Annotated in this window: 16 protein-coding genes and 2 tRNA genes; 3 read left to right on the forward strand and 15 right to left on the reverse strand. The window is 64.6% G+C overall.

Features of this window, described 5'->3' with window-relative positions; all coding sequences use genetic code 11:
- Positions 1-10: 10 nt before the first annotated feature.
- The 4 genes from rpsF to rnr all read right to left on the reverse strand — a co-directional run bounded on the left by rpsF (position 11) and on the right by rnr (position 5,688).
- Positions 11-427 carry a 30S ribosomal protein S6 gene (gene rpsF, locus AC0ZJQ_RS16365; protein WP_008569726.1) on the reverse strand — a complete coding sequence of 139 codons (417 nt, stop codon included), beginning with the start codon at positions 425-427 and terminating at the stop codon, positions 11-13.
- Positions 428-589: 162 nt separating this feature from the next.
- Positions 590-2,188 (reverse strand): PAS domain-containing sensor histidine kinase, encoded by a 1,599-nt coding sequence (locus AC0ZJQ_RS16370; protein ID WP_008569725.1) that lies wholly within the window; start codon positions 2,186-2,188, stop codon positions 590-592.
- Between the two features lie 210 nt (positions 2,189-2,398).
- Positions 2,399-3,154, reverse strand: a complete 756-nt coding sequence (gene rlmB / locus AC0ZJQ_RS16375) for a 23S rRNA (guanosine(2251)-2'-O)-methyltransferase RlmB (RefSeq protein WP_008569724.1) — start codon at positions 3,152-3,154, stop codon at positions 2,399-2,401.
- A complete protein-coding gene (gene rnr, locus AC0ZJQ_RS16380; protein WP_008569723.1) occupies positions 3,151-5,688 on the reverse strand; it encodes a ribonuclease R in 2,538 nt (845 codons plus the stop codon). Before rnr ends, rlmB begins: the two co-directional genes overlap by 4 nt.
- 205 nt (positions 5,689-5,893) lie before the next feature.
- Between rnr and AC0ZJQ_RS16385 the strand changes: the two genes are divergently transcribed.
- Both AC0ZJQ_RS16385 and AC0ZJQ_RS16390 read left to right on the forward strand, forming a co-directional pair.
- Positions 5,894-5,980: transfer RNA gene (locus AC0ZJQ_RS16385), tRNA-Leu, on the forward strand.
- Positions 5,981-6,111: 131 nt separating this feature from the next.
- Positions 6,112-6,198 (forward strand) — tRNA-Leu (locus tag AC0ZJQ_RS16390).
- Between the two features lie 146 nt (positions 6,199-6,344).
- On the opposite strand, the gene AC0ZJQ_RS16395 is transcribed toward AC0ZJQ_RS16390, so the two are convergent.
- The 11 genes from AC0ZJQ_RS16395 to AC0ZJQ_RS16445 form a co-directional block, all read right to left on the reverse strand.
- A complete protein-coding gene (locus AC0ZJQ_RS16395; RefSeq protein WP_476476937.1) occupies positions 6,345-7,640 on the reverse strand; it encodes an adenylosuccinate synthase in 1,296 nt (431 codons plus the stop codon).
- Positions 7,641-7,721: 81 nt separating this feature from the next.
- The gene (locus tag AC0ZJQ_RS16400) at positions 7,722-8,909 is read right to left on the reverse strand and encodes an ATP phosphoribosyltransferase regulatory subunit (protein ID WP_476476938.1); all 1,188 of its coding nucleotides are present in this window, start codon (positions 8,907-8,909) and stop codon (positions 7,722-7,724) included.
- A 280-nt stretch (positions 8,910-9,189) separates the two neighbouring features.
- Positions 9,190-10,056 (reverse strand): protease modulator HflC, encoded by an 867-nt coding sequence (hflC, locus tag AC0ZJQ_RS16405; protein WP_008569719.1) that lies wholly within the window; start codon positions 10,054-10,056, stop codon positions 9,190-9,192.
- Positions 10,056-11,237 (reverse strand): FtsH protease activity modulator HflK, encoded by a 1,182-nt coding sequence (gene hflK / locus AC0ZJQ_RS16410; RefSeq protein ID WP_155550698.1) that lies wholly within the window; start codon positions 11,235-11,237, stop codon positions 10,056-10,058. The genes hflC and hflK overlap by 1 nt, the downstream gene beginning before the upstream one ends.
- A 98-nt stretch (positions 11,238-11,335) precedes the next feature.
- On the reverse strand, positions 11,336-12,637 hold the full coding sequence (gene hflX, locus AC0ZJQ_RS16415; RefSeq protein WP_165593691.1) for a ribosome rescue GTPase HflX: 1,302 nt from the start codon (positions 12,635-12,637) through the stop codon (positions 11,336-11,338).
- A gap of 11 nt (positions 12,638-12,648) precedes the next feature.
- The gene (gene hfq / locus AC0ZJQ_RS16420; protein ID WP_003283098.1) at positions 12,649-12,903 is read right to left on the reverse strand and encodes an RNA chaperone Hfq; all 255 of its coding nucleotides are present in this window, start codon (positions 12,901-12,903) and stop codon (positions 12,649-12,651) included.
- Between the two features lie 89 nt (positions 12,904-12,992).
- Positions 12,993-13,964 carry a tRNA (adenosine(37)-N6)-dimethylallyltransferase MiaA gene (gene miaA, locus AC0ZJQ_RS16425; protein WP_155550700.1) on the reverse strand — a complete coding sequence of 324 codons (972 nt, stop codon included), beginning with the start codon at positions 13,962-13,964 and terminating at the stop codon, positions 12,993-12,995.
- A 95-nt stretch (positions 13,965-14,059) separates the two neighbouring features.
- Positions 14,060-15,937 (reverse strand): DNA mismatch repair endonuclease MutL, encoded by a 1,878-nt coding sequence (gene mutL / locus AC0ZJQ_RS16430; RefSeq protein WP_476476939.1) that lies wholly within the window; start codon positions 15,935-15,937, stop codon positions 14,060-14,062.
- Positions 15,934-17,346: an N-acetylmuramoyl-L-alanine amidase gene (locus AC0ZJQ_RS16435; RefSeq protein WP_476476940.1), complete on the reverse strand. Its 1,413-nt coding sequence runs from the start codon at positions 17,344-17,346 to the stop codon at positions 15,934-15,936. Before AC0ZJQ_RS16435 ends, mutL begins: the two co-directional genes overlap by 4 nt.
- Before the next feature lie 17 nt (positions 17,347-17,363).
- Positions 17,364-17,834 (reverse strand): tRNA (adenosine(37)-N6)-threonylcarbamoyltransferase complex ATPase subunit type 1 TsaE, encoded by a 471-nt coding sequence (gene tsaE, locus AC0ZJQ_RS16440; protein ID WP_476476941.1) that lies wholly within the window; start codon positions 17,832-17,834, stop codon positions 17,364-17,366.
- Positions 17,822-19,312, reverse strand: a complete 1,491-nt coding sequence (locus tag AC0ZJQ_RS16445; RefSeq protein ID WP_476476942.1) for an NAD(P)H-hydrate dehydratase — start codon at positions 19,310-19,312, stop codon at positions 17,822-17,824. Before AC0ZJQ_RS16445 ends, tsaE begins: the two co-directional genes overlap by 13 nt.
- A 75-nt stretch (positions 19,313-19,387) precedes the next feature.
- On the opposite strand from AC0ZJQ_RS16445, the gene queG reads away from it, so the two are divergent.
- Entirely contained in the window at positions 19,388-20,467 is a 1,080-nt protein-coding gene (queG, locus tag AC0ZJQ_RS16450) for a tRNA epoxyqueuosine(34) reductase QueG (RefSeq protein WP_476476943.1), read from the forward strand.
- Position 20,468 lies beyond the last annotated feature (1 nt).

The following is a 20,468-nucleotide window of genomic DNA, read 5'->3' on the forward strand; positions in this document are numbered from 1 at the left end:
GATCCGTGGATTACTCGTCAGCGCTGTTGTCGCTGTCGCTGTCACTGTCGGCGGAGCCGTCGGTGTTTTCAGGACGATCACGACGCTCGCGGCGCTCGCTACGGTTTTCCTCAGCCTTGAGCATCTCGGACTGTTCGGTCACGGCTTCGTCGCGACGGATAACCAGGTTACGGATGACGGCGTCGTTGTAGCGGAAGTTATCTTCCAGCTCGGCCAGTGCCTTGCCGCTGCACTCGACGTTCAGCATCACGTAGTGAGCCTTGTGCACGTTGTTGATGGCGTAAGCCAGCTGACGACGGCCCCAGTCTTCCAGGCGGTGGACCTTGCCACCATCTTCTTCGATCAGCTTGGTGTAACGCTCCACCATGCCGCCGACCTGCTCGCTCTGGTCCGGGTGCACCAGAAAGATGATTTCGTAATGACGCATAACTGCTCCTTACGGGTTGCAGCCTGCCGACAATGCGGTCAGGCAAGGAGTGAATGACTTGTTGACCTTGCCGGTACGAAGGCGCGCGAGCGCCTGCCGTGCGGGCAAGGGGCGCCATTCTAGAGAAGGGCCTGGACCGGCGCAAGGCAAAGTGGTGAAAATTTAACCAGCCACTCCCGCATGGCCGTGACCGCGCTCGCGCGCGATCGCGTCCAGCAGCTCGCGCACCTGATGGATGTCGTAAGGCTTGAGCATGACCCGCAGCGAGTCGATGCCTTCCTCGCGCGCATCCACCGCGTAACCGGAGGCGATCACCAAGGCCAGCTCCGGGTGTCGCTGCTGCGCCTGACGGACCAGCTCGATGCCGCTCATGCCGGCCAGACCGACATCGGTGAGCAGAACATCGAACGGCTGCGCCGCCAGTTGCTCGAGCGCATCCTCGGCCGATTCGCTGAGTACGACCTGATGGCCGAGTTCAGCGATCACCTCGCCGGTAAGCATGCGCAGCGTCGGGTCGTCCTCGACGAAAAGCACTTTCAGCACGCTATCTACCTCCGTCGCCGCCGGCACGCTTGCCGTAGCATCGACATCGACATCGGCATCCAAGCTGCGCGGCAGATACAAGTGCACCGCCGTGCCGCTGCCCGCCTCGCTGTCCAGCGTGACGAAGCCGCCGCTCTGCTTGACGAAACCGTAGACCATGCTCAATCCCAGCCCCGAGGCACTGCTGGCCGGCTTGGTTGTGAAGAAGGGCTCGAAAGCCCGCTGGCTGACCTCAGGCTCCATGCCGCCGCCCTCATCAATCACGCTCAGTTGCACGAACTCCCCCGTCGCGGGCTGGGCCTGCAGCTTGCGGTTGCGCAAGCGCACCAACAGCCGGCCGCTTCCGTTCATGGCGTCGCAAGCATTGCTAGCCAGATGGATGATCGCGCTCTGCAGATTGCCGATGTCGACCGATACCGGCCATAGCGCCTCGTCGGCATCGAGTTCGACACGCACTCCGGCACCAAGAGCACCCTCTAGCAATTCGCGCATCTGCGTTACGGTCTGAGCGAGCTGCACCGGTTGCGGCCGCTGTGGCTGGCGGCTGGCAAAGGCCAGCAGTTGCGAGGCCAGGCGGGCGCCTTTCTCGACCCCGCCAACCGCCGAATCCAGCCTCCGCAGTGCAGACTCGTCGTTACCCAGACTACGGCGCAGCAGTTGCAGGTTGCCGCCGATGACCTGCAGCATGTTGTTGAAGTCGTGCGCGATGCCGCCGGTCAGCTTGCCTATCGCCTCCAGCTTCTGCGCCTGCAGCAGAGCCTCTTCCGCTGCCTGGCGCTGCATTTCGCTGCGCGACAGCTCCTCGGACGTGGACCCCACGAGCTCTTCCAGATGCCGGCGATAGCGATGCCGGTCCTCGTCACGCTCCGAGGCACTGTGCAGCGCGAGACACTGCAGCAGCGCCACGACCTCGCCACGCTCGTCCAGCAGCGGTGTATGCACCAGTCTTGTACCAAGCGATCCCTCGCCCACCGACGGCAGTGCATCGCTGGTCCGGCTGTCGAGTGCACGCGCGCAGGATGCCCGCATTGCAGCGACATCGAAGCGCGCATCATCGACGAACGCCTCGTCCAGCTGACGGCCACTCAGCTCATGGTGCGCCCGCCCGAGCAACGCAAGGGCGGCCGGATTGACATCCACCACCCACAGCTGCGGATCGAGCAACAGGTAGGCATTCGAAGAAGCCCGAAACAGGCTTTCAAAAGACAGGCGTTGCATACAACCTCCATGATACGAGCCTGACGCCATTGTCTGGATTGCTCGTACGACATTCCCTGGCCGGGCGGCCGTCACAGGATGCAAGCGGATCGGAAAAAAGGCGCTGACTGCCGTCAGGCACAGGTCAGCCATTGACCGCGAAACGGGCAAAGCGTTTCCCTGGAGTGGAAAAAGCGTGCGGCAGCCATCTCTGCAGACAGCCGCCGCCGATCAGCCGCGTGTCGCGGCCGCGCTGCGCTGGCGCAGCGCCTCGAACAGACAGACGCCGGTGGCGACCGACACGTTGAGACTGCTCACGCTGCCTGCCATCGGCAACCGCACCAGATAATCGCAATGCTCACGGGTCAGCCGGCGCATACCCTTGCCTTCGGCCCCCATCACCAGCGCGATCGGCCCGGTCAGGTCCTGCGCATAAAGCTCCTGTTCTGCCTCGCCGGCAGTACCGACGATCCAGATGCCGCGCTGCTGCAGTTTTTCCAGCGAGCGCGCGAGATTGGTCACCGCCACCAGCGGAATCACCTCGGCTGCACCGCAGGCCACCTTGCGCACCGTAGCGTTGAGCGTCGCCGACTTGTCCTTCGGCACGATCACCGCCAACGCCCCGGCGGCGTCGGCCGTGCGCAGGCATGCACCCAGGTTGTGCGGATCGGTCACCCCATCGAGCACCAACAGCAGCGGCGCAGCTTCGGCGCGATCCAGCAGCTCATCGAGCATCGCCTCGCCCCAGACCTGGCTGGGACTGACCTCGGCGACCACGCCCTGATGCACACCTTCGACCCAGGCGTCCATCTCGCGGCGCTCGCACTGGCCGACGCGCACACGCGCCTGGCCGGCCAGCTCGATCAGCGTCTGCACACGCGGATCGCCACGCCCTTCGGCCAGCCAAACCTGTTTGACCCGCCGGGGATGGTGACGCAGCAGCGCCTCGACCGCGTGCAGGCCGTAGATTTTTTCCAGGTCGCTCATGGTTTGGCCTTGCGTTTTCTCGCACCGGCAGGGCTCGAACCGCCGGGAGCCGGTTTGCCGTCAGCCTTGCGCTTCGAGCCGCCACGCTTGGGTTTTTCCGCGCCTCGGTCGCGCCCGCTCTTGCCCTTGGCTTCGGACAGCAGCGCCTGCTTCAGCTCACGGCTCTTGCGTACGCTGGCATCGGCCGGTTCCTGGCTGCGCGCCGGACGCCGCTCATCACCAGCCTTGCCGCGCGCCGCGCCCCCCTTGCGCGCACCGCCCTCGCCCGCGCTGGCGACCTTGCTGCCGCCGCCGATCAGTTCGAAGTCGATCTTGCGTTCGTCTAGATCCACGCGCATCACCCGCACCTCGACGCTGTCGCCGAGACGGAAACTGCGCCCGCTCCGCTCGCCGGAGAGACGATGATGCAGCGGATCGAAATGGTAGTAGTCGCCCGGCATCGCCGTGACGTGCACCAGACCTTCGACATAGATATCGGTCAGCTCGACGAACAAGCCGAACCCGGTCACCGCGGTGATCACGCCGGGGAACGTTTCGCCGACACGATCGCGCATGAACTCGCACTTGAGCCAGTTGACGACGTCGCGGGTGGCCTCGTCGGCGCGCCGCTCGGTCATCGAACACTGCTCGCCGAGCTGTTCCAGCGCCGCCTCGTCGTAAGGGTAGATACGCGCCTTGGGCATGCTCGCCGCACCCTCGCGCCGCACGTGCGGCGTGTCACGCCGCGAACGGATCACGCTGCGAATCGCGCGGTGTACCAGCAGGTCCGGATAGCGCCGGATCGGCGAGGTGAAGTGGGCGTAGGCTTCGTAGTTAAGGCCGAAGTGGCCATGATTGTCGGCGCTGTAGACCGCCTGACTCAACGAACGCAGCATGACCGTCTGGATGACGTGGAAATCCGGACGATCCTGAATGCGCTCCAGCAGAGCCTGATAATCCTTCGGCGTCGGACCCTCCTTGCCCTTGTGCAGACTCAGGCCCAGTTCGCCAAGGAAGGCGCGCAGCTTCTCCTGACGCTCCAGCGGCGGACCGTCGTGCACGCGATACAGGGCGGGGATGTCGTGCTTCTGCAGGAACGCGGCGGTGGCCACGTTGGCGCACAGCATGCATTCCTCGATCAGCTTGTGCGCGTCGTTGCGCTCGGTCGGCTTGATTTCGGCGATCTTGCGTCCGGCACCGAAAACGATGCGCGTCTCCTGGGTCTCGAAATCGATCGCACCCCGCGTGTGACGCGCCTTCAGCAGCACCTTGTACAGCGCATAAAGCTGCTTGAGATGCGGCAGCACCTCGGCGTACTCCTCGCTCAGCCGCTGGCCCTCGGGAGATTTGGGCCGCTCGAGCATATCGCTGACCTTGTTGTAGGTCAGCCGCGCATGGGAGTGGATCACCGCTTCGTAGAACTGGTAGTCGGTCATCTTGCCCGACTTGTTCAGGGTGATCTCGCAGACCATCGCCAGACGGTCCACACCGGGATTCAGCGAGCACAGCCCGTTGGACAGCTGCTCGGGCAGCATCGGCACCACCCGCTCGGGGAAATACACCGAGTTGCCGCGCACCTCGGCTTCGTGATCCAGCGCCGAACCGACCTTCACATAGTGCGAGACGTCGGCGATGGCGACGTACAGGCGGAACCCACCGGTCAGCAGCTTCCAACCACCGGGCTTCTCGCAGTAGACCGCGTCGTCGAAGTCTCGCGCATCCTCGCCGTCGATGGTGACGAAGGGCAGATGCCGCAGGTCGACGCGCTTGAGCTTGTCCTTCTCGTCCACCTCGGGCTTGAGCCGCGCCGCTTCCTTGAGTACCGCCTCGGGCCACACATGGGGGATATCGAAGCTGCGCAGCGCCACGTCGATTTCCATCCCCGGCGCCATATAGTTACCGATCACCTCGACGATGTCCCCCTGCGGCTGGAAGCGCGGGGTGGGCCAGTGGGTAATCTTCACCTCGACGAACTGACCGGGCTTGGCATTCAGCGCGCGGCCCGGCGTGACCAGGACCTCCTGCTGAATCTTGGGGTTATCGGCAACCACGAAGCCGACGTCGCTCTCGATCTGATAGCGCCCAACGATGGTTTCATGGGCTCGACTGATGACCTCGACAATCGCCCCTTCGCGACGCCCACGCCGATCCAGCCCGGACACCCGCGCCAGGCAGCGATCGCCATCGAAGACTAGGCGCATCTGCGCCGGCCCGAGAAAGAGGTCGTCGCTACCGTCATCGGGAATCAGGAAGCCGAAGCCGTCGCGATGACCGCTGACTCGGCCACAGACCAGATCGAGCTTATCCACTGGCGCGTAGGTTCCGCGCCGGGTGTAGATAAGCTGACCGTCACGCTCCATCGCGCGCAGTCGACGACGCAGTGCCTCGACGTCCTCATCGGAAACCAGGCCGAACTCTTCGACCAGCTGTTCGCGCGCGGCCGGCGAGCCACGCTCAGACAGGTGCCGGAGGATCAGTTCGCGGCTGGGAATGGGGTTATCGTACTTTTCCGCTTCACGGGCGGCCTCGGGATCGAGGGATTGCCAATCGGCCATTAAGAAGTGTCACCTTTCTATTCAATTATCGAGACGGAACGTCATAAGTGTATTGAAGCGCGAAATGCCCGCGGGCGGCACCTTTACGCTGAATTATTTTTCGGGATCAGGGGTTTACAACCCCGAACCTCGCCCGTATAGTTCGCGCCCACAATGTCCAACAGACGTTGTATCACGGAAACGCTCAAGCAATACTGTTTCCCGTGCCCAGGTGGCGGAATTGGTAGACGCACTAGGTTCAGGTCCTAGCGGTGGCAACACCGTGGAAGTTCGAGTCTTCTCCTGGGCACCACTCTTCAAATGAAACCCGCATCGTCGATGCGAGTCTCAAGCAGCAACGAAGCATGCAACAACGAAGATTGTCGACTTCGACCGAGGATTCGGTAAAACGACAACAAAGTCGGTGAGCAATCATCGCAATGTGCCCAGGTGGCGGAATTGGTAGACGCACTAGGTTCAGGTCCTAGCGGTGGCAACACCGTGGAAGTTCGAGTCTTCTCCTGGGCACCACTCTTCAAGAAAAAACCGAGCTTATGCTCGGTTTTTTCGTTTTCAGCGCCATAACGTTTTCCGCAAACCTGAACCAGACCCGCCTGAGCCGGCGCCAGACAGCAAAAGACCGCCCGAAGGCGGTCTTTTTTTAGCATCGCATCCGGTCAGGCGTACGGATGACGCAGCACGATGGTTTCGTTGCGGTCCGGACCGGTGGAGATGATGTCAACCGGCGCCTCGATCAACTCTTCCAGGCGCTTGATGTAGGCGCGCGCATTGGCCGGCAGCTCGTCAAGGCTCTTGGCACCGACGGTCGACTCGCTCCAGCCCGGCATCTCCTCGTACACCGGCTGCAGGCCGTCGTAGCTGTCGGCATCGGTCGGCGCATCGACCAGCACCTGACCATTGCGACCCTTGTAACCGACGCAGATACGAATGGTTTCCAGGCCGTCGAGCACGTCCAGCTTGGTCAGGCAGATTCCGGAGATGCTGTTGATTTCGATGGCGCGTCGCAGAATGACTGCATCGAACCAGCCGCAACGACGCGCACGACCTGTGGTCGAGCCGAACTCATGACCACGCTCGGCCAGGCGCGCGCCAACTTCATCGAACAACTCGGTAGGGAACGGCCCCGAACCCACTCGCGTGGTATAGGCCTTGGTGATACCGAGGATGTAGTCCAGATACAGCGGACCGAAGCCAGAGCCGGTCGCGGTGCCGCCGGCAGTGGTGCTGGAACTGGTCACGTACGGGTAGGTGCCGTGGTCGATATCCAGCAGCGAGCCCTGCGCACCTTCGAACATGATGCACGCGCCCTGCTTGCGCAGGTCGTGCAACCGTGCCGTGACGTCGGTGATCAGCGGTTTGAGGACTTGTGCGTAGCCCAGCGCCTCGTCCAGCGTCTTCTGGAAATCGACCGGCTCGACCTTGTAGAAATTCTGCAAAACGAAGTTGTGGTACTCCAGCAACTCACGCAGCTTGACCGCGAAACGCTCCGGATTGAACAGATCACCGATGCGCAGGCCACGACGCGCGACCTTGTCTTCGTAGGCCGGTCCGATACCTCGACCAGTGGTGCCGATCTTGCCTTCCGAGCGCGACGCCTCGCGCGCCTGATCCAGCGCGACGTGATACGGGAGGATCAGGGTGCAGGATGGGCTGATACGCAGGCGCTCGCGCACCGGTACGCCCTTTTCCTCAAGCTTGGTAATTTCCCGCAGCAGCGCATCGGGAGCAACCACCACGCCGTTGCCGATCAGGCACTGCACGTTGTCGCGCAGGATGCCGGACGGAATCAGGTGCAGCACGGTCTTCTCACCGTCGATCACCAAGGTATGACCGGCGTTGTGACCACCCTGGTAGCGCACCACTGCGGCCGCCTGGTCGGTCAGCAGATCGACGATCTTGCCCTTGCCCTCATCACCCCACTGGGTGCCCAGGACCACGACATTCTTACCCATAACCCTCTGTCCTCTTCGGAGAAGCGTACCGGCATTGACCGGCAGAAATCGAAACCAGCCTGGGCCGCATCGCGGCAAATCTCAGGACGCCAGCGGCGCCACGATCCAGGAATTGTCTTTAGCCAGCAGCTGCCGATCACAGTCCAGCGCCGCGGCAGCGTCAGCCGCCTGACCGTCAAGGGCCTGCACCACACGCTCACCGTCGCGACGCAGGCGACAGATCACCTGCCATAGCGCGGGATCATCGCTGTGCGGCGCCCAGATACCACTGACCGGGGTCGACAGATCGGCATTGCCGAGGCTCACCAGCGTCTTCAGATCAGTCGAGAAGCCGGTGGCCGGGCGCGCTCGCCCAAAGTCGGCACCGATGTCGTCATAACGTCCACCCTGGGCGATCGACTGACCAACGCCAGGAACGAACACCGCGAAGACGACACCGGTGTGGTAGTGATATCCGCGCAGCTCGCCCAGATCGAAGTAAAGCGGCATTTTCGGATAACGCGCGGCCAGCTGGTCGGCAATCCGGATCAGCGTCTGCAGCGCCTGACGAACCTCGGCCGGCGCCTCCGCCAGCGCTGCCTGCGCCTCATCCAGCGCCTCACGACCGCCGCACAGCCGCGCCAGCGCGCGCAACATGCCGGCCAGCGTCGGCTCCAGAGCCGCGGTCAGGCACTCGATCTCGTCCATCGCCTTGCGCTGCAGCGCATCGAACAGCCGCTGCTCAGTCTCGCCCATCAGCCCAGCCGCGCGAGCAAGGCCGCGGTAGATGCCGACATGTCCGAGGTCCATGTGCACATCAGGGACATCGGCAAGCTCGAGCATTTCCAGCATCAGGCTGATCACCTCGATGTCGCTCGACGCACTGCCGTCGCCATACAGCTCGGCACCCAGCTGGATCGGGCTACGCGACGTCGCCAGCGCCTGCGGCTTGGCGTGCAGCACACTGCCGGCGTAGCACAGGCGACTCGGCCCTTCGCGACGCAGCGTATGCGCATCAACCCGTGCCACCTGCGGTGTGATATCGGCACGCAGCCCCATTTGCCGCCCCGACAGCGGATCGGTGACCTTGAAGGTACGCAGATCGAGATCCTGACCGGAGCCGGTCAGCAGCGATTCGAGGAATTCAACATGAGGCGTTATGACCAGCTCGTAACCCCAGCGCTGGAACAGGTCCAGTACGCGACGCCGTGCGGTCTCGATACGTGCAGCCTCGGGCGGCAGCACCTCTTCGATGCCATCTGGCAGCAGCCAGCGGTCTACCGTTGCCATTTCGCCAATCACCTCTCGATACGGCAAGCCTAGTCAAGCGGACGAGAACCGGGCTGCCGTCGAGGCTGGCCATCGGTCGCGTGCAGTTCTGTTCAAACCCTGACATCAGCGCCAGGCCCCGCGAGGGGAGCGGCATGGTTGCCCATGCTCGGAGATCGCCTGCCCCATGAGTGCAGACGCAAAAAAGCCGGGTTTTCCCCGGCTGGCGGATCATAGCAATGTTTTCCCGGTGGGTCACCCGGCGGCCACCATCGGCCGCCGGACGAACCTCGCGAAGCGCTTAGCGGGACTGCTCCAGATAGCGGAAGAAGTCGCTCTTGGGATCCAGCACCAGCACGTCTTCCTTGCTGGAGAAGCTTTCGCGGTAGGCTTGCAGACTGCGATAGAAGGAATAGAACTCCTTGTCCTGGCCATAGGCGGCCGCGTAGATCGACGCTGCTCGCGCATCGCCGTCACCACGCAGCTCTTCCGCCTCGCGGAATGCCTCGGCAAGCAAGACGCGGCGCTGGCGATCGGCGTCGGCGCGAATACCTTCGGCCAGCTCCTTGCCCTTCGCACGGTGCTCGCGAGCCTCGCGCTCACGCTCGGAACTCATGCGCTCGAACACGCTGCGGTTCACCTCGCGCGGCAGATCGATACCTTTGACCCGCACGTCCACTACTTCGATGCCCAGTTCCTTCTGCACGGCGCGATTGAGGCTGTTGGTTACCTGCCCCATCAACTCGTCGCGCTGACCGGACACCGCCTCGTGCAAGGTGCGCTTACCGAACTGGTCACGCAGTGCCGCTTCCAGGCGACGCGCCAGCCGCTCATCGGCGATCTGTTTCATGCCGGAGGTTGCGGTATAAAACAGCTCCGCATCGGCAACCCGCCACTTGGCGTAGGCGTCGACCATCAGCGCTTTCTTCTCCAGGGTCAGGAAGCGTGAAGTCGTCGAATCCAGCGTCATCAGGCGCGCATCGAACTTGCGCACACTGTTCACATACGGAATTTTCATGTGCAGGCCGGGCTTCACGTCGGGCTCGACAATACGGCCGAAACGCAGCAGTACTGCTCGCTCGGTCTGCGAGACGATATAGAAGCTGTTCCACAGCACCAGCGCCAGCACCACACCCACGATCAGCGCCGTAAGGGATTTATTGCTCATCAGCGACTCTCCCTCGTACGAACTTCACGCGGATCCAATTCCGGCGGTAGCCGCGTCGACTGGCTGGCCGCGCCTGATGCCGTTCCGGCCGACGCGGCGTTGCTGCTGGCGGTGCCACGGCCGTTGATCATCTTGTCCAGCGGCAGATAGAGCAGATTGTTCTGCCCGCTCTCGCCGGTCACCATGACCTTGCTGGTATTGCTCATGACTTCCTGCATGGTTTCCAGATACAGGCGCTCGCGCGTTACCTCCGGCGCCTTACTGTACTCAGTCAGCAGTTTGGTGAAGCGGTCGGCCTCACCCTCAGCACGGGAAATCACCGCATCACGATAACCGCTGGCCTCTTCCAGCATGCGCTGGGCCTGGCCGCGCGCTTCGGGAATAACGCCGTTGGCATAGGATTCGGCCTGGTTCTTCTCGCGCTGCTCGTCTTCACGAGCGCGAATCACGTCGTCGAAGGCCTCTTGGACTTCCCGCGGTGCAGCCGCACTCTGCAAGTTCACCTGCGTCACGGTGATACCGGTGCCGTAGTTGTCGAGGAAGCGCTGCAGACGCTCCTTCACCTCACCAGCCATCGCCTCGCGACCCTCGGTCAGTACCTGATCCATCGCCGTCGAACCGACCACATGGCGCACCGCACTGTCGGTGGCGTGCTGCAGGCTTATCTCCGGCTGATCGACGTTGAGGACGAACGACTGCAGGTCACTGATCTTGTACTGAACGGTCAACGGCACCTCGATGATGTTTTCATCCTCGGTGAGCATCTGCCCCTGCTTGCTGTAGGAGCGCTCGCGCGTGACGTTTTCCTGGAATTTGCGGTCGATCGGCGGGAAGTAGAGATTCAGACCCGGCCCGACGGTTTCATGGTACTTGCCGAAGCGCAGCACCACCGCCTGCTCTTGTTCGTCGACGATATAGATGGCATTGAACAGCCATACCGCCAGCAGGACCACGAGCGAAACCCAGACCAGGCCGAAGCCGCCGCGACGACTGCCACCGCCGCTTCCGCCACCACTGCCGCGCTTCTTGCCACCGAACATGCCGTTGAGGCTGTCCTGCAGCTTGCGGAAGGCCTCGTCGAGATCGGGCGGTCCCTTCTGATCGCCGCCGCGACGACCACCGCCACCGCCGCCCCAGGGATCCTGGTTGTTCGAGTTGCCACCCGGCTCATTCCAAGCCATAGCGCTCTCCATTCAGATAAAGCTAAAGACGCGCCCCGTGGCGCACCCACCAATGCTACCGAAAGCCTGTAACAAGCGGCCAGATCGCCGCCCGGGCTTTATTGCAAAGTGTGTTGCTCCAGAAACTCAGCCGGCTGCTGCCCTTCGCGACTGAGCAGCCGATGCAGCTCCACCCGCGGCAGGCGCACCTCAAGGAGACTACCGCCCTCCTCGTCGTGGCTCTCGCGCTGCACAGCGCCAAGCTCGAACAGCTGAGCACGCATGCGGCCGAGGCGCTGCGGTAGTCGGAGCGTGCCGACAAACAGATCGTTGCCGAGCAGTTCGGCGATTGCCTGGCGCAGCAGGTCCAGCCCTAGCCCATCACGCGCCGATACCCAGACGCGCTCTGGCTTGCCATCGGCATCGCGCTGAATCTGCGGTTCGATGCCTTCCATGAGATCGACCTTGTTGTAGACCTCCAGGACAGGCAGCTCGTCCGCACCGATCTCCGCCAGCACGGCCAGGACCTGTTCGATCTGCTGATCGCGCTCGGGCTCATGGGCGTCGATCACGTGCAGCAGCAGATCGGCATTGCTGGATTCCTCCAGCGTCGCGCGAAACGACTCGACCAGCTTGTGCGGCAGGTGACGAATGAAACCCACCGTATCCGCCAGGACCACCGGTCCGATATCCGGCAGCTCCAGGCGCCGCAACGTCGGATCCAGCGTGGCGAACAATTGGTTGGCCGCGTAGACGTCGGCTTCCGTGAGCGTGTTGAACAACGTGGACTTGCCGGCGTTGGTGTAACCGACCAGCGAGACTGAAGGGATGTCGGCACGCTTGCGCCCGCGACGCGCCTGCTCGCGCTGCCCGCGGACCTTTTCCAGGCGCTGCTTGATCTGGCGAATGCGCACCCGCAGCAGACGCCGGTCGGTTTCGAGCTGGGTCTCGCCAGGACCGCGCAGACCGATACCGCCTTTCTGCCGTTCAAGGTGAGTCCAGCCGCGCACCAGGCGCGTGCTCATATGCTCAAGCTGCGCCAGTTCGACCTGCAGCTTGCCTTCGTGGGTACGCGCACGCTGAGCGAAGATATCGAGAATCAGACCGGTGCGATCGAGCACCCGGCACTCCAGGACGCGCTCGAGGTTGCGCTCCTGACTGGGAGTCAGCGTGTGATTGAAGATCACCAGTTCAACCTCGCCCTCATGGACGAGATCGCGCAGCTCTTCGACCTTGCCGGTGCCGATCAGAAACTTCGCCGACGGCTGATGTCGGCTCACCGTGACGAACCCGACCTGCTCGGCACCAGCCGAGCGGGCCAGTTCCTGAAACTCCTGAGGGTCCTCGCGCGCCGCGGGGTCCTGGCCTTCCAGATGAACCAGAATGGCCCGCTCCCCGCCACCGGGACGTTCGAAGAACAAAGACGCCTACCTTAGTCGTTGCCCGACTCGGATTGCTCGGCGTCACCTGCGGTCGGCAGGCGAACCGGACGACCCGGCACGACCGTCGAGATCGCATGCTTGTAGACCATCTGACTAACAGTGTTCTTGAGAAGAATGACGAACTGGTCGAAGGATTCGATCTGGCCCTGCAACTTGATGCCGTTGACCAGATAGATGGAAACCGGAACGCGTTCCTTACGCAGTGTGTTGAGGTAAGGGTCTTGTAGCGAATGCCCTTTTGACATGTGCCGCACTCCTTAGAGGATCTTTATTCAATAATTTCTGGGTAAACCGACGATCCACTTGTCTGAGAATAGACGGTCAATTTGCAGTGTCAGCTCAATATGGAGAGCGATTGCAGGTATTTCAATGCTCGCGGCAGATTGTCGCGGGACAGACTGTCCAACCAGTCAACTTCCCCCCAGCCACGCAGCCAGGTGAACTGTCGTTTGGCCAGCTGCCGGGTTGCAATGATGCCGCGCTGAATCATCTCTTCCCTGGACAGGTTTCCAGCCAGGTAGTCCCACACCTGCCGATAGCCCACCGCCCGGATCGACGGCATCCCGGAGTGCAAGTCGCCACGACAACGCAGGGCTTCGACCTCTTCGATAAAGCCCTGTTCAACCATGTGAAGAAAGCGTTGCTCGATGCGCTGATGCAGAACCGACCGCTGTGCCGGAGCGATGGACAAGTGCGCGACAGTATAAGGCAAGACGCCCGAGCCAGGCGCGCCCGCGGCAGCTTTTTGCGACCATTGTCGGGCGCGATGTTCGCTCATGGTCAATCCGCTGACGCGATAGACCTCCAGCGCACGCACCAGCCGTTGCGGATCGTTGGGATGGATGCGCGCCGCCGACTGCGGATCGATTTCGGCAAGCATGCGATGCAGCGCCGGTAATCCCTCCTGCGCGGCCAGCGCCTCCAATTCGGCACGCACCTGCGCATCGGCCGACGGCATGTCCGCAAGGCCATCGCGCAGCGCCTTGAAATACAGCATGGTGCCGCCGACCAGCAGCGGAATGCGGCCCGCCGCCGTGATTTCCGCCATCGCCGCCAACGCGTCGGCGCTGAATTCCGCCGCCGAATAGCTCTGCGCGGGGTCAAGAATATCCACCAGGCGATGCGGATAAGCGGCCAGCACCTCACGGGAAGGCTTGGCGGTACCGATGTCCATGCCGCGATAGACCAGCGCCGAGTCGACACTGATCAGCTCGCAGGGCAGCACGCGCGCCAGCTCCAGTGCAAGATCGGTCTTGCCGGAGGCGGTGGGGCCCATCAGAAAGATGGCGGGAGGCAGGCGGGACATCGGTGGGCTCGCGGCGAGGGGCGGCATAGTTTCAAGCTGCCAGCCAGAAGCTGCAAGCTGCGCGATCGGTTCGCCGTCGCCGCGTGTAGCCAGGGCTAGCGCCCGCGCAGGAACAGCCGGTCCAGCTCATCCATGCCCAGCTGCGTCCAGGTCGGGCGGCCGTGATTGCACTGGCCACTGCGCTCAGTCTGCTCCATGTCACGCAGCAGTGCGTTCATCTCCGGCAGCGTCAGGCGACGATTGGCACGCACCGCACCGTGGCAGGCCATCGTCGCCAGCAGCTCGTTCAGATGGGCCTGAATGCGATCGCTGGTGCCGTATTCGAGCAGATCGGCCAGCACATCGGTCACCAGCCGAGTCGCCTCGGCCTGCTTGAGCAGCGCAGGCGTCTGGCGAATCGCCAAGGTTTCGGGGCCCAGGCGCTGCAACTCGAAGCCGAGTTTCTGGAACCACTGCGCGTGTTCCTCGGCGCAATCAGCCTCGCGCTGACTCACGGCGATGGATTCGGGCACCAGCAGCGGCTGACCACGCAGGCCTTCGCTGGCCATCGCGGTTTTCAGGCGCTCGTAGGTGATGCGTTCATGGGCGGCATGCATGTCCACCAGCACCATGCCCTGGGCATTCTCCGCAAGGATGTAGATGCCCTTGAGCTGCGCCAGCGCATAGCCCAGCGGCGGCACATCGTCCTGACTGGCAGGCAACGGCGCGGGGCCGGCTTCCGGTAGCGGGGCGAAAAATTCCCGATAAGCGCCCTGCGCCTCAGCGACATGGCCGCCGGAGGCTGGACGCTGCATCTGATAGCCAGCCCCGGCACCGCGCCACGCTGGCGCTTCGCCCGCCGCGCGCTCAGGCACGCTGGTCGACAGGCTCATCTCGTTCTGCCCCGCGAACTCGCCCGCGGCCACACCGCTGAGCGGGCTCATCGATGTCACGCTGGCCGGCGCCGCCAACTGGTCTTCGGGACGCACATCGCCCAGCGCACGGTGCAGCGTGCCATAGAGGAAGTCATGCACCATGCGACTGTCGCGAAAGCGTACCTCGTGCTTGGTCGGGTGCACATTGACGTCCACCACCGCCGGATCGACGTCGAGGAACAGCACGAACGTCGGGTGCCGGCCGTTGAACAGTACATCGCGATAGGCCTGGCGCACCGCATGGGCGACCAGCTTGTCACGCACCATGCGTCCGTTGACGTAGAAGTACTGCAGGTCGGCCTGGCTGCGCGAGAAGGTCGGCAGGCCGACCCAGCCCCACAGGCGCAGCCCGTTGCGCTCGACTTCGATCGGCAGCGCCTGCTCGAGAAACGCCGGTCCGCAGACGGCCGCCACTCGCCGCGCCCGCGCCGCATCGTCGCTCGCCTGATGCAGCGCCAGCACGCCCTTGCCGTTGTGCCGCAAGTGAAAGGCGACATCGAAACGCGCCAGCGCCAGACGCTTGATGACTTCCTGCAGATGGTCGAACTCGGTCTTCTCGGTACGCAGGAACTTGCGCCGCGCCGGCGTATTGAAGAACAGGTCGCGTACCTCCACCGAGGTGCCGACCGGATGCGCCGCCGGCTGCACCCGCGCCTCCATCTCGCGGCCTTCGGTTTCCACCTGCCAGGCCTCAGCGGCATCGACCGTGCGCGAGGTCAGCGTCAGGCGCGAGACGGAGCTGATCGACGCCAGCGCCTCGCCACGAAAACCGAGGCTCATCACCCGTTCGAGGTCTTCCAGGTCACGGATCTTGCTGGTCGCATGGCGCGCCAGAGCCAACGGCAGATCGTCCGCCGGAATACCACAGCCGTCGTCGCGCACGCGCAGCAGCTTGACCCCGCCCTGCTCGACATCCACCTCGATGCGCGTTGCGCCGGAATCCAGGCTGTTCTCCAGCAACTCCTTGATCACCGAGGCCGGCCGTTCGACCACTTCCCCGGCGGCAATCTGGTTCGCCAGCCGCGGACTGAGCAGCTGGATGCGACGCAGCTCGCTCATGGCTGGGAAGCCAGCGTGGTGGCCGGGATGCTGAGCGTCTGGCCGACCTTGATCGTGTCGTTGCGCAGCTGATTGGCACTGCGCAGCGACGCCAGGCTGACCTGATAGCGCTCGGCGAGCAGCGCCAGGCTCTCGCCGGAACGCACCACATGCTCGCGCGGCCCGACGGCAAGCTTGCCGGCGTCACGCAGCCAGGCGACATAGGTGCCCGGCGGCGGATTTTCGTGAAAGAACTGCCGTACGCCGCTGTGGATCGAGCGCGCCAGCGACTGCTGATGGCTGGCGGTCTGCAGCTTGCGCGCCTCGGACGGGTTGGAGATGAAGCCGGTCTCGACCAGGATCGAAGGGATGTCCGGCGACTTCAGCACCATGAAGCCGGCCTGCTCGACACGGCGCTTGTGCAGCGGCGTGATGCGGCCCATGTTGCTCAGCACTTTCTGCCCGACGTTGAGGCTGGAGGACAGCGAAGCGGTCATCGACAGGTCCAGCAGCACGCCGGCAAGCATCTGATCCTTGTCATCGAGACTGACGTTGCCGGCACCGCCGATCAGGTCCGAACGGTTCTCGCTGTCGGCCAGCCAGCGCGCCGTCTCGGAGGTGGCGCCGCGGTCGGAAAGGGCGAAGACCGAAGCGCCAGAGGCCGACGAACGCGGCGCGGCGTCGGCATGCACCGACACGAACAGATCGGCCCCTTTCTGGCGGGCGATTTCGGTGCGTTTGCGCAGCGGAATGAAGTAGTCGCCGGTACGCACCAGCTCGGCACGGAAGCCCTTCTCGGCATTGATCTGCCGCTGCAGCTCCTTGGCGATCTGCAGCACCACGGTCTTCTCGTAGATTTTGCCGGGGCCGATGGCTCCCGGGTCCTCGCCGCCGTGGCCGGCATCGATGGCAATGACCACGTCACGCTTGCCACCCGGCGCTGCCGGCAGCTTGACCGCCGGCAGTGTCGGCGAAACCGGCGGCACCGGCTTGGCCGGAGCGCTGTTGGCCGGCACCTGGGCGACAGGCGCGGCAGCGCCCTGGTCGAACAGGTCGACCACCAGGCGATGCCCATATTGCTGATTCGGCGCCAAGCTGAAGCTCTTCGGCGCGACAGGCGCCTTGAGGTCGATCACCACGCGCAGCGTGTTCGCGTCGTGCTGCCCGGCGCGCAAGGCGGCGACCGGCGTGTTCTGCAGTGCCAGCTGATCGAGCTGCGCCTTGAGCGTGGCGTCGGTGACATCGATGACGATGCGGTGCGGCGCCTCGAGCGTGAAGACGTTGTGCTTCACCGGACCCGACAGGTCGAACACCAGCCGCGTGTTGTCCGGCGCCCGCCACAGACGCACGCTTTGCACGTCGGTGGCGGCGAAAACCTGCACGGCAGCCAGCAGGACCGCCAAACCGCTAACCAGCGCGCGTATGCGCATACCCAACCTCATGCGTTTCATTGATTTCCGGCGGTCAGGAGGACGCACCAGGCGTCACCGCGTTCGCCCCGCGGCGACAGGCGCAGCGTACGGCCGGCCCCATGCGGCGTAATGGTAATGTCAAGGTCGGCCTTTGGCAAAACGCCGGCCCCGCGTTCCGGCCACTCGACCAGGCACAGCGCGTGCCCCTCGAAATAGTCGCGAATGCCGAGAAACTCCAGTTCCTCGGGGTCGAGCAGGCGGTACAGATCGAAGTGGAACACCCGCACGTCGCCGATCTCGTATGGCTCGACCAGAGTGAAGGTCGGACTCTTGACCTTGCCCTCGTGGCCGAAGCCGCGAATCAGCCCGCGCGACAGCGTGGTCTTGCCGGCGCCGAGATCGCCGTGCAGATAGATCACTCCGCGCCCACCGGTCGCCTGCGCGATCCGCGCGCCCAGGGCGAGCATGGCCGATTCGTCTTCGGCGTACAGCGTCACTTCAGGCATGGCGACTGCTCCTCGAGCAACTGACGGATCACGGGGATCAGATCGGCGGCAGCCAGACCGCGCCCCTGCTCACCGAGGCGCTCGCCGGCCGCGGCATGCAACCAGGCGCCCAGGCAGGCCGCATCGAAGGGCGCCAGAGCCTGCGCCAGCAGCGCGCCAATCAGTCCGGCCAGCACATCGCCGAGGCCGGCACTGGCCATCGCTGGATGGCCGCGGTCGCACAGCGACAGACGCCCGTCCGGCGCGGCGATCAGCGTGCCGGCGCCCTTGAGCAGCGCCACGCAGGCATAACGCCGCGCCAGTTCGCGCACCGTCGCCGGGCGATCGGCCTGCGCCTCGGCGACCGTGCATTGCAGCAAGCGCGCCGCCTCGCCCGGATGCGGCGTGATCACGCAGCCGGTCGGCAGTTGGACGCCGCCGGCCGCCAGCAGGTTCAGCGCATCGGCGTCCCACACCTGCGGCAGCCCGCACTGCGCCGCCAGCGACAGCAGGCTGCGCCCCCACGGCGCCCGGCCAAGCCCGGGGCCGACCACCAGCACATCGGCGCGCTCGACCAGCGTCGTCAGGCTGTAGGTCGACTCGACGCCGCTGCACATGATCTCCGGGCGGCGTACCAGCGAAGCGGTGACATGCTCCGGCCGGGTCGCCAGGCTCACCATGCCGGCGCCGCCACGCAATGCCGCCTCGGCGCTGAGCAAGGCCGCACCGCCGGTGCCCAGATCGCCGCCGATCACCAGCACCTGGCCGAAGCTGCCCTTGTGCGCGGTCGGCGAACGGGGCGCGATCCGCGCCAGCGAGGCGTGATCGAGGCGCACAGCCGCGCTCGCCACCTGCGCGACGATGCCCGGATCGGCCTGCAGATCATCGAACACCAGCGTGCCGACGCGGCCGGGGCCCTCAGCGGTGAACAGGCCGAGCTTGAGACCGATGAAGGTGACACTCAGATCGGCACGTACCGCCTGTCCGAGCACTCGGCCGGTATCGGCACAGAGTCCGCTGGGCAGGTCGATGGCCAGCACCGGCAGGCCGCTGGCGTTGATCGTCGCGATCGCTCCGACATAGGGCTCACGCACGGCGCCGGAAATCCCCGTCCCGAGCAGTGCATCCACCAGCACGCCCTGCAGTGCCGCTGTGGTGTGCCAGGGCTCGATGCTCACGCCGCACGCCCGCGCCTCGGCCAGCGCCTGCGCGGCATCGCCCTGCAAGGCCTGCACATCGCCCACCGCCAGCACCCGCACCTGCCAGCCGGCGCGCTGCGCCAGGGCCGCGACGAGATAGCCATCACCGGCATTGTTGCCACGCCCGGCCAGCACGGTGACCACCCCGGCATCCGGCCAGCGCCGACGCAGAGCGCGCCAGGCGGCATGGGCGGCACGCTGCATCAGCTCGAAACCGGGCGTGCCGGCGGCGATCAGACGCGCATCGAGTTCGCGTACCTGGGCGGCGGTGTACAGGGCGACGGGCAGGGAATCGGTCATCGGTGCTAGGGATCATCGCGGCGGAATGTCTGGCAGAATTATACGCACCCGCCCGCCATGCCGCCGTACTCTCCGATGCCCAGCCCCGCTCTCGACACTGACACCCTCGCCCAGTCCATCAAGCAATGGGGCCGCGAACTCGGCTTCCAGCAGGTCGGCATCACCGGCGTCGACCTCGGCGAGCACGAAGCGCACCTAGATGCCTGGCTGGCCGCCGGTTATCAGGGCGAGATGGACTACATGGCCGCGCACGGCAGCAAGCGTTCGCGGCCGGACGAACTGGTGCCGGGCACGCTGCGGGTGATTTCGCTGCGCATGGATTACCTGCCCGGCGACACGCGCATGACCCAGCAGCTGGCCAACCCGGAGAAGGCCTATGTCTCGCGCTACGCGCTGGGTCGCGACTACCACAAGCTGATCCGCAAGCGCATCCAGCAGCTGGCCGAGCGCATCCAGCAGGTGGTTGGTCCGCTGGGTTTTCGCGCCTTCGTCGACAGCGCGCCGGTGCTGGAAAAGGCCGCCGGGCAACAGGCCGGGCTCGGCTGGATCGGCAAGAACACCCTGCTGCTCAATCGCAAGGCCGGCAGCTGGTTCTTCCTCGGCGAGCTGTTCGTCGACATCGCCCTGCCGGTCGACGAGCCGGTGGCGCGCGATCACTGCGGCAGCTGCCACGCCTGCCTGGACGTGTGCCCGACCGAGGCCTTCGTCGGCGAGCGGCTGCTGGATGCGCGGCGCTGCATCTCCTACCTGACCATCGAGCTGAAAGGGTCGATCCCGGTGGAGCTGCGCGACAAGATCGGCAACCGCGTATTCGGCTGCGACGACTGCCAGATCGTTTGTCCGTGGAACCGCTTCGCGCGGCCGACCGAACAGCATGATTTCCAGCCGCGCCACAGCCTGGACAACGCCGACCTGGCGGCACTGTTCCGCTGGAGCGAAGCGGAATTTCTCAGCCGTACCGAAGGCTCGCCGCTGCGCCGCGCCGGCTACGAACGCTGGCTGCGCAACCTGGCGGTTGGCCTGGGCAATGCGCCGTCGAGCATTCCGGTGCTGGAGGCGCTCGCGGCGCGGCGTGACGATCCGTCCGAGCTGGTGCGCGAGCACGTCGAGTGGGCGCTGGCGCAACATGCTCAGCGTCAGGCGGCTGAGCGCTAGC

This window comes from Stutzerimonas sp. 21-1, assembly GCF_056336065.1.

Bases quoted from the DNA above. Each gene is read 5' to 3' on its own strand.
- AC0ZJQ_RS16395 (WP_476476937.1), bottom strand. From the start codon at position 7,640: ATGGGTAAGAATGTCGTGGTCCTGGGCACCCAGTGGGGTGATGAGGGC.
- mutL (WP_476476939.1), bottom strand. From the start codon at position 15,937: ATGAGCGAGCTGCGTCGCATCCAGCTGCTCAGTCCGCGGCTGGCGAAC.
- rnr (WP_008569723.1), bottom strand. From the start codon at position 5,688: ATGGCCGATTGGCAATCCCTCGATCCCGAGGCCGCCCGTGAAGCGGAA.
- hflC (WP_008569719.1), bottom strand. From the start codon at position 10,056: ATGAGCAATAAATCCCTTACGGCGCTGATCGTGGGTGTGGTGCTGGCG.
- rpsF (WP_008569726.1), bottom strand. From the start codon at position 427: ATGCGTCATTACGAAATCATCTTTCTGGTGCACCCGGACCAGAGCGAG.
- AC0ZJQ_RS16435 (WP_476476940.1), bottom strand. From the start codon at position 17,346: ATGCGCATACGCGCGCTGGTTAGCGGTTTGGCGGTCCTGCTGGCTGCC.
- hflK (WP_155550698.1), bottom strand. From the start codon at position 11,237: ATGGCTTGGAATGAGCCGGGTGGCAACTCGAACAACCAGGATCCCTGG.
- rlmB (WP_008569724.1), bottom strand. From the start codon at position 3,154: ATGAGCGACCTGGAAAAAATCTACGGCCTGCACGCGGTCGAGGCGCTG.
- AC0ZJQ_RS16370 (WP_008569725.1), bottom strand. From the start codon at position 2,188: ATGCAACGCCTGTCTTTTGAAAGCCTGTTTCGGGCTTCTTCGAATGCC.
- tsaE (WP_476476941.1), bottom strand. From the start codon at position 17,834: ATGCCTGAAGTGACGCTGTACGCCGAAGACGAATCGGCCATGCTCGCC.
- queG (WP_476476943.1), top strand. From the start codon at position 19,388: ATGCCCAGCCCCGCTCTCGACACTGACACCCTCGCCCAGTCCATCAAG.
- AC0ZJQ_RS16400 (WP_476476938.1), bottom strand. From the start codon at position 8,909: ATGGCAACGGTAGACCGCTGGCTGCTGCCAGATGGCATCGAAGAGGTG.
- AC0ZJQ_RS16445 (WP_476476942.1), bottom strand. From the start codon at position 19,312: ATGACCGATTCCCTGCCCGTCGCCCTGTACACCGCCGCCCAGGTACGC.
- miaA (WP_155550700.1), bottom strand. From the start codon at position 13,964: ATGTCCCGCCTGCCTCCCGCCATCTTTCTGATGGGCCCCACCGCCTCC.
- hfq (WP_003283098.1), bottom strand. From the start codon at position 12,903: ATGTCAAAAGGGCATTCGCTACAAGACCCTTACCTCAACACACTGCGT.